This window comes from Pantoea sp. CTOTU49201, assembly GCF_032054795.1.
Classification (GTDB): domain Bacteria; phylum Pseudomonadota; class Gammaproteobacteria; order Enterobacterales; family Enterobacteriaceae; genus Pantoea; species Pantoea symbiotica.
The window spans coordinates 1-8,465 of the sequence record NZ_DAMBSA010000198.1 but is presented as its reverse complement, the minus strand read 5'-3'; the positions used below and the strand labels follow the sequence as shown (position 1 = coordinate 8,465).

Here is an 8,465-nt window from a genome sequence, read left to right as displayed (position 1 = left end):
TCTCAACCCTAAAGATCTCAGGTGGTACGCCGATAGTAAACGCGTAGCAAACCGAAAAAACGCCCATTCATTCATTTCTCTAATGTAACGCTCTGTTACATCCCCTGCCGCACGCTAAACACTCCCTACAATCCATTGACAGTTCCCAGGCGCTCTACGCCCAGTCTTCACGCTTCGCTAGCGTCTCGCTTTACGGCACATGGGCAATATTCCCTGTAAGTGATTAATTTAGAAGCGAATAGTTTCTCGATAATTCAGAGTATTATGCTGCATATAATTCTTTATATGGCGCGTTATAGCACCCTAATTGCAACGAGGCAGATATCTGATCGCGTTGTAATGACAATCTTCCGCAGAGCCTAAAATCCGCCTTACTTCAGCAAAATATTAAAGAAATAATCAGAAATTGTGCAAAAAACAGACAACAGAAAAGCGATGCTGAAGGGTTAGCGAAAAAATTTGCCTTAAAAGTGTGATGTAGATCACACTTTATCTAAAATTTCGCGCCACTCACGTTGTATGTCGAAATCAGACGATATAGATTTGCCTTGTTTTCAGATTAGTCTTAAAAAACTGTAAGCAGACGTCACGGAAGATGGTTACTACTCAAGCAAAGAATGGCCTGGAGTTTTGATTACTACTGATCAGTGTCCTGACGGGAAGTGAAACAGTTAGGTACGCGTTGGCTCAAGCCTGATTATTTTTTGCCATCTTTAGATTTACCAACCAGCAGCCCGAACCATAGAACAATTTAATTCTGTGGCCGTATATGTGTCGCGTCTATCAGGATGGAAAAAAATGGGTACATCAGAATTACTAAAACATATATATGACATCAATCTGTCATATTTGCTTCTTGCTCAGCGTTTAATTAACCAGGAAAAAGCTTCAGCAATGTTTCGTTTAGGCATCGATGAATCGATGGCTGATGCATTGTCGCAATTAACCTTACCTGAGATGGTAAAATTAGCGGAAACCAATCAACTGGTTTGCCAGTTCCGTTTTACCGATCACAACCATATTAATCGTCTGACTCAAGAGTCACGCGTGGATGACTTGCAGCAAATCCACACCGGTATTTTATTATCCAGCCGCCTGCTGCGGAATGCGTCTAAAGATGACGTCTCTGCGAAGAAGAGGGCAGTTTAATGACCGAAAAAAGTATTGTTCAGGAAGCGCGCGATATTCAGCTGGCAATGGAGCTGATTACGTTGGGCGCACGACTGCAAATGCTGGAGAGTGAAACGCAGCTGAGCCGTGGTCGCCTGATTAAACTCTATAAAGAACTGCGTGGTGCTCCACCACCGAAAGGCATGCTGCCATTCTCTACGGATTGGTTCATGACCTGGGAACAAAACATCCACTCTTCTATGTTCTGTAACGCCTGGCAGTTCCTGCTGAAAACCGGCTTGAACAGTGGCGTTGAAGCGGTAATCAAAGCTTATCGCTTGTATCTTGAGCAGTGTCCGCAATCGGACGAGGGCCCGCTGTTGGCGCTAACGCGTGCATGGACCCTGGTGCGATTCGTTGAAAGCGGCATGCTGGAACTGTCTGACTGTAAGTGCTGTGGTGGAAGCTTTATTAACCACGCGCACCAGCCCGTTGGCAGCTTTGTCTGCAGCCTGTGCCAGCCGCCATCACGTGCCGTAAAAAGACGTAAACTTTCTGCAGATTCTGCCGATACCTTTCCACAACTGCTGGATGAACAGGTTAAACGCGCCGTTTAAGTTTGTTCGCATCGTGGAAAACATCCAGCAGCGGTTAATACCGCTGCTTTTTTTTTGCCTGCGATAAACGAATAACACCTGCGGCTCTCTGGCTTAACTTCCATCAACACGTTACGGACGTAAGGATTTTTTGTGCTGATAATTCTGGGTTATATCGTGGTCGTCGGCTCCGTGTTGGGCGGCTACGCGATGGTCGGCGGACATTTAGGCGCGCTATATCAACCGGCGGAGCTGATCATTATCGGCGGTGCCGGTATTGGTGCCTTTTTAGTCGGCAATAATGGCAAATCGATTAAGAAAACATTAAAAGCGCTGCCATTGTTAATGCGCGGCTCGAAATATAACAAAGCGGTATACATGGATTTAATGGCGCTGCTGTATCGGCTTATGGCGAAATCACGTCAGCAAGGCATGTTGTCATTAGAACGCGACATTGAAGATCCCAGCCAGAGTGAAATTTTCGCTAACTATCCGCGTATTTTGTCCGATAAACAGTTAGTCGATTTTATTACCGATTATTTGCGTTTAATGGTCAGCGGAAATATGAACGCCTTCGAAATCGAAGCGTTGATGGATGAAGAGATCGAGACCTACGAACACGAGTGCGAAGTACCCGCGCAAAGTATATCGGCGGTGGGTGATGGCTTACCGGCTTTCGGTATTGTCGCGGCGGTAATGGGCGTGGTGCACGCACTGGCATCAGCCGACCGTCCGGCGGCTGAACTGGGTGCGTTAGTGGCCCACGCGATGGTCGGTACCTTCCTCGGGATTTTGCTGGCTTACGGCTTTATTTCTCCGCTGGCGTCGGTGCTGCGTCAGAAATGTGCCGAAACCACCAAGATGATGCAGTGCGTGAAGGTGACGTTGCTCTCCAGCCTCAACGGTTACGCGCCGCAAATCGCCGTGGAATTTGGTCGTAAAACGCTGTACTCCGCCGAGCGTCCATCGTTCTCAGAGTTGGAAGAGCACGTGCGTAACGCCAAGAACCCGGCGAAACAAACTTCGGATGAGAATTCATGAAAGCAGGCAATCGCCCCATTGTGCTGGTTAAAAAGCGCAAACATAAAGGTCACCATGGGAGCCACGGTTCGTGGAAGATTGCCTATGCCGACTTTATGACGGCGATGATGGCGTTCTTTATGGTGATGTGGTTGCTCTCCATCTCCAGCCCCAAAGAGTTGGTCCAAATTGCGGAATACTTCAAAACACCGTTGAAAGTGGCGTTAACCGGCGGTCAGCGAAGCAGTGACAGCGAAAGTCCGATCCCTGGCGGCGGCGACGATCCGACGCAGCAGAAGGGTGAAGTAAAGAAGATTGTCGATATGGATGCGCAGAAGAAGAAGCTGGAGGAGATCCGTCTGAATCGCCTGCGTGAAAAGCTCGACCAGTTGATTGAAGCCGATCCGCGTCTGAAAGCACTGCGTCCACACCTGATTATCAACATGGTGGAAGAGGGACTGCGCATTCAGATTATCGATAGCCAGAACCGCCCGATGTTTAAAACCGGCAGCGCGGACGTGGAGCCTTACATGCGCGACATCCTGCGCACTATCGCGCCGGTGCTGAATGATATTCCGAACAAAATCAGCCTCGCGGGTCACACCGATGATTTCCAGTATGCCAACGGCGACCGTGGCTACAGCAACTGGGAACTGTCGGCGGATCGTGCCAATGCCTCACGGCGCGAGCTGGTGATTGGTGGCCTCGACGGCGCCAAAATGCTGCGTGTGGTCGGTATGGCCGACACCATGAAGCTGAAAAACCGTGGTGCTAATGATGCAGTCAACCGCCGCATTAGCCTGCTGGTGTTGAATCACGACACCGAAGCGGCGATTGAAAAAGAGAATGCCGAGAGCGATGCCGTTCAGGTAAGCGACCCGGCGCAAATTATTCCCGACATTACCGCACCCGCTGTACCGGCTGCGTCGACTGCCCCAACAGGTTCCACTGCGACACCGGCTGCGCCGGCTGCTGCAACGGCACCTGCGGCAGCGGCGACGCCCGCGGCGAGCGCGGTGACACCAGACCAACCCTCACAGCCGAGGTGATCCCGTGAGCATGGACATCAGCGATTTTTACCAGACGTTTTTCGATGAAGCCGATGAGCTGTTAGCGGATATGGAGCAACACCTGTTGGGACTTGATCCCCAGGAGCCCGATTCCGAGCAGTTGAATGCCATCTTCCGCGCCGCCCACTCTATCAAGGGCGGAGCCGGTACGTTTGGCTTTACGGTTTTACAGGAAACCACCCACATCCTGGAAAACATTCTGGATGGTGCGCGCCGCGGCGAGATGCAGCTCAGCACCGATATCATCAACCTGTTTTTGGAAACCAAAGATATTATGCAAGAACAGCTCGATGCCTATAAAACGGCGCAGGAGCCTAACGCGGAAAGCTTCAAATATATCTGTGAAGCGCTGCGCCAGCTGGCACTGGAAGCGAAAGGCATTGCGCCTGAAGCACCGAAAGTCGCCGAAGTGGTTGAGATTGCTGCAGCCGTTGCCGCCAGCGGTCTGCGCCTGCAACTGGTTGACCTGAAAGAGAAAGAGCCGGAGCTGATGCTGGAAGAGCTCGGCAATCTCGGCACCGTCAGCAACGTGGTGAAAGGCGCCAATTCGCTGGAAGTCACCATTGATGGCGTCGGCAAAGATGACATCGTAGCGGTGCTCTGTTTTGTGCTGGATGAAGCACAGATCCACTTCCCGTCAGGCGCAGCGGCAGTTACCGAAGCGCCGGTAGCGGAAGTGGCTGCAGAAGCGGTGCAAACCGCCACCGTGACCGATATTACGCCAGCGGTGAAACGTGAACCTAAGCGTGCCGCCGCACCGGCCAAAGGCAGCGAATCCAGCAGCATCCGCGTGGCCGTCGAGAAAGTTGACCAGCTGATTAACCTGGTTGGCGAACTGGTGATCACCCAATCGATGCTGGCGCAACGCTCCGGCGCGCTGGATCCGGTGGCGCACGGCGACCTGCTGAACAGCATGGGTCAGCTGGAGCGTAATGCCCGCGATCTGCAGGAATCGGTGATGTCGATTCGTATGATGCCGATGGAGTATGTCTTCAGCCGCTTCCCGCGTCTGGTGCGCGATCTGGCCAGCAAGCTGGGCAAAGAAGTGGAACTGACGCTGCTCGGCAGCTCGACCGAACTGGATAAGAGCCTGATTGAGCGCATAATCGATCCGTTAACGCACCTGGTGCGTAACAGCCTCGATCACGGTATCGAAACCCCGGAAAAACGTCTGGCGGCGAATAAAACCGCCGTCGGCAACCTGACGCTCTCTGCGGAACATCAGGGCGGCAACATCTGCATCGAAGTGATCGATGACGGTGCCGGTCTGAACCGCGAACGTATTCTGGCGAAAGCGCTGTCATCTGGCCTGCCGGTCAGCGACAGCATGAGCGACGAAGAAGTCGGCATGCTGATCTTCGCGCCGGGCTTCTCCACCGCCGAGCAGGTTACCGATGTGTCGGGCCGTGGCGTGGGCATGGACGTGGTGAAACGTAATATTCAGGAGATGGGCGGTCACGTCGAAATCTCCTCGAAGCAGGGCAAAGGCACCACCATTCGCATCCTGCTGCCGCTGACGCTGGCGATCCTTGACGGCATGTCGGTGCGCGTGGCTAACGAAGTGTTCATTCTGCCGCTCAACGCGGTGATGGAATCGCTGCAGCCAACCGCCGAAGAGCTGAAACCGCTGGCCGGTGGCGAGCGCGTGCTGGAAGTGCGTGGCGAATATCTGCCGCTGGTGGAACTGTGGAATGTGTTTGAGGTGCAGAACGCCAAAACCGACGCCACCCAAGGCATCGTGGTGATTCTGCAAAGCGCAGGCCGTCGCTATGCGCTGCTGGTTGATCAGCTGATTGGTCAGCATCAGGTGGTAGTGAAAAACCTTGAAAGCAACTATCGCAAAGTGCCGGGCATCTCTGCCGCCACCATTTTGGGCGATGGTAGCGTGGCGCTGATTGTGGATGTCTCAGCACTGCAATCGTTGAACCGTGAAAAGCGTGTGGCCGGTGCCGCAGCGTAATAGATAACGAAAGGGTAAAAAAATGACTGACATGGCAACCGTGACCAAAATCGCTGGCGAAACCGTGGGCCAGGAATTCTTAGTTTTCACACTGGGTGACGAAGAGTACGGCATCGACATTCTGAAAGTGCAGGAGATTCGTGGTTACGATCAGGTAACCCGCATCGCTAACACGCCGGAATTCATCAAAGGCGTGACCAACCTGCGCGGCGTGATCGTGCCAATCATCGACCTGCGCGTGAAATTCTCGCAGCCGGATGTGGTGTACAACGAGAACACCGTGGTGATCGTGCTTAATCTTGAGCATCGCGTGGTAGGCATCGTGGTCGATGGCGTTTCTGACGTGCTGTCGCTGACGCAAGAGCAGATTCGCCCTTCACCGGAGTTCGCCGTCACCATGTCCACCGAGTACCTGACCGGTCTCGGCGCGCTGGGTGAACGCATGCTGATTCTGGTCGACATCGAAAAGCTGCTGAGCAGCGAAGAGATGGCGCTGGTGGATAACCTGCGTACCGCATAATCCCCGCAACGGGCCGCGCTGCTGCGGCCCGTTATCATCACGCGTGTGAATTAATTCCTTACAAATCAACAACAAAACCGCAAGAAACCTCTGCAATATCCCTCAATATTCTCCGCCTTTGGTCGATAACTGATCTGTACCATTTTTCTTCATTTTCCAGGGCAAACTATGTTTACGAGAATCCGCGTGGTCACCAGCTTATTGCTGGTGTTGTTGGTGTTTGGCTTTTTACAGCTGGCATCCGGCTCACTGTTTTTCAAAGCGTTAAGCGATGACAAAAACAGTTTTAACGTTTCACAACTGGCGAGCAAAAACACTGCCGCCATCAACGACGCCTACATGAGCCTCAATCAGAGCCGTGTGGTGTTAACCCGCATTCAGCTGCGTATGGCAACCAGCAAACTCACCGGCAGTGAAGCGGATATCGCCGGTTTGTATGACGACAGCAAAGCCTTCCAGAAAGACGCCGCCGATAACTACCAGCTGTTTAAAGCCACGCCGGACACACCGGGACAGGATGCCGCACTGAATAAACGTGTGGATGAAACCTATACCGCCTATGCCAGCGCGCTGGGCCAGTTGCATGATGCGCTGGTGGCAAAAGATCTCGATCAGGCAGCCAAAGCGCCGGTTGCGCCGAGTCAAAACGCCTTCCTGAAAGAGTATCGCCAGTGGCGTGCCGATCAGGATCGCCTGACCGCTGCGGGCGTCGAAGCCAACAGCTCAGCCTACGAACACATGATTTGGCTGTTAGGCGCGGTGTTGGCGATTGTGGTGGCGGTGATTGTGCTGTGCTGGTTTGGCATGCGCAAAATCCTTATCAAGCCGCTTAATGACAACATCCAGCATATTCAGCACATTGCGCAGGGCGATTTAACGCAGAGCATCGCGGTTGAAGGGCGCAACGAAATGAGCCAGCTGGCGGAAAGCCTGCATGAGATGCAGCAGTCGCTGGTGCGCACGGTGAGTGATGTGCGTGACGGTTCGGATGCCATCTTTACCGGGGCGAGCGAAATCTCTGCGGGCAACAACGATCTCTCGGCACGTACCGAAGAGCAGGCGGCTTCACTGGAGCAGACCGCCGCCAGCATGGAACAGCTAACCGCCACCGTGAAGCAGAACGCAGAAAACGCGCGTCAGGCGTCACAGCTGGCGCTGAGCGCCTCCGAAACCGCGCAGAAGGGCGGCGACGTGGTGCAAGGCGTGGTGCGCACCATGAGCGACATCGCTGGCAGTTCGAAGAAGATCGCCGACATCACCAGCGTGATCGATGGCATCGCTTTCCAGACCAATATCCTGGCGCTGAACGCGGCGGTAGAAGCGGCGCGTGCCGGTGAGCAGGGCCGTGGTTTTGCGGTGGTCGCCGGTGAAGTGCGTAATCTGGCCCAGCGCAGCGCGCAGGCAGCGAAAGAGATCAAAGGGCTGATTGAAGATTCCGTCCAACGTGTGAACAGTGGATCTGAACTGGTGGGCACCGCCGGTGAAACCATGAGCGATATCGTTAATGCGGTGACGCGCGTCACTGACATCATGGGCGAAATTGCCTCGGCGTCGGATGAGCAGAGCCGTGGTATCGATCAGGTTGGTCAGGCGGTAACGGAGATGGATCGCGTGACACAGCAGAACGCCTCGCTGGTGGAAGAGTCGGCGGCGGCGGCGGCATCGTTGGAAGAGCAGGCCAGCCGCCTGAGCCAGTCGGTAGCAGTGTTCCGCGTACCGCGCGCGGCGCAAGCGCAGCCGCAGGCCAAAGCCGGCGTGCGTCATCCACAGATCGCCCCACCCACGCTGGGCACACCGCGTAAAGCGGTGACCGCTGCGGCGGGTGACAGCAACTGGGAGACGTTTTAACGCGTTAAATAGCGGTCGGCATAAATGCCGACCCTACGCAAACCTCACTTGTAGGGTCGCCATTCATGGCGACCAACATTAAAAAAATGCGCCTTTATCGCTCACCCGATAAAGGCGCATTTTTTTTACTGTTAATTTCTTTAGTTATAAAACACTGTAATCATGCTCAAACGCAGAGTTTTAATTCGTAAAGTAGCTTAAGCACCCTGAAATATTCAGATTACCGGTCGATAACTGGGGGAGCCGAAACGCATCCCCTGGAGAACCCATGTTAAAACGAATCAATGTAGTGACCAGCCTCATCGCCGTATTGCTGGTTTTTGGCGCTTTACAATTACTGT

General features: G+C 53.5%; 7 protein-coding genes. All 7 read left to right on the top strand.

Going from position 1 to position 8,465, the window contains the following annotated elements; translation table 11 throughout:
• Window positions 1–798 precede the first annotated feature (798 nt).
• The 7 genes from flhD to RTY00_RS14470 all read left to right on the top strand — a co-directional run bounded on the left by flhD (window position 799) and on the right by RTY00_RS14470 (window position 8,124).
• Entirely contained in the window at window positions 799–1,149 is a 351-nt protein-coding gene (flhD, locus tag RTY00_RS14500; protein ID WP_008102850.1) for a flagellar transcriptional regulator FlhD, read from the top strand.
• The gene (flhC, locus tag RTY00_RS14495) at window positions 1,149–1,727 is read left to right on the top strand and encodes a flagellar transcriptional regulator FlhC (protein ID WP_008102852.1); all 579 of its coding nucleotides are present in this window, start codon (window positions 1,149–1,151) and stop codon (window positions 1,725–1,727) included. Before flhD ends, flhC begins: the two co-directional genes overlap by 1 nt.
• Before the next feature lie 132 nt (window positions 1,728–1,859).
• The gene (motA, locus tag RTY00_RS14490; protein WP_007891047.1) at window positions 1,860–2,747 is read left to right on the top strand and encodes a flagellar motor stator protein MotA; all 888 of its coding nucleotides are present in this window, start codon (window positions 1,860–1,862) and stop codon (window positions 2,745–2,747) included.
• A complete protein-coding gene (gene motB / locus RTY00_RS14485) occupies window positions 2,744–3,775 on the top strand; it encodes a flagellar motor protein MotB (RefSeq protein ID WP_154194782.1) in 1,032 nt (343 codons plus the stop codon). Before motA ends, motB begins: the two co-directional genes overlap by 4 nt.
• Window positions 3,776–3,785: 10 nt before the next feature.
• Window positions 3,786–5,756, top strand: coding sequence for a chemotaxis protein CheA (cheA, locus tag RTY00_RS14480; protein ID WP_312664918.1), 1,971 nt, complete (start codon window positions 3,786–3,788; stop codon window positions 5,754–5,756).
• A gap of 22 nt (window positions 5,757–5,778) precedes the next feature.
• A complete protein-coding gene (gene cheW, locus RTY00_RS14475; RefSeq protein WP_008102858.1) occupies window positions 5,779–6,276 on the top strand; it encodes a chemotaxis protein CheW in 498 nt (165 codons plus the stop codon).
• 168 nt (window positions 6,277–6,444) lie between these two features.
• Window positions 6,445–8,124: a methyl-accepting chemotaxis protein gene (locus RTY00_RS14470; protein ID WP_312664917.1), complete on the top strand. Its 1,680-nt coding sequence runs from the start codon at window positions 6,445–6,447 to the stop codon at window positions 8,122–8,124.
• The last annotated feature ends 341 nt before the right edge of the window (window positions 8,125–8,465 follow it).

Coding starts and splice junctions, on each gene's coding strand:
- flhD (WP_008102850.1), top strand. CDS start 799: ATGGGTACATCAGAATTACTAAAACATATATATGACATCAATCTGTCA.
- cheA (WP_312664918.1), top strand. CDS start 3,786: ATGGACATCAGCGATTTTTACCAGACGTTTTTCGATGAAGCCGATGAG.
- motB (WP_154194782.1), top strand. CDS start 2,744: ATGAAAGCAGGCAATCGCCCCATTGTGCTGGTTAAAAAGCGCAAACAT.
- RTY00_RS14470 (WP_312664917.1), top strand. CDS start 6,445: ATGTTTACGAGAATCCGCGTGGTCACCAGCTTATTGCTGGTGTTGTTG.
- flhC (WP_008102852.1), top strand. CDS start 1,149: ATGACCGAAAAAAGTATTGTTCAGGAAGCGCGCGATATTCAGCTGGCA.
- cheW (WP_008102858.1), top strand. CDS start 5,779: ATGACTGACATGGCAACCGTGACCAAAATCGCTGGCGAAACCGTGGGC.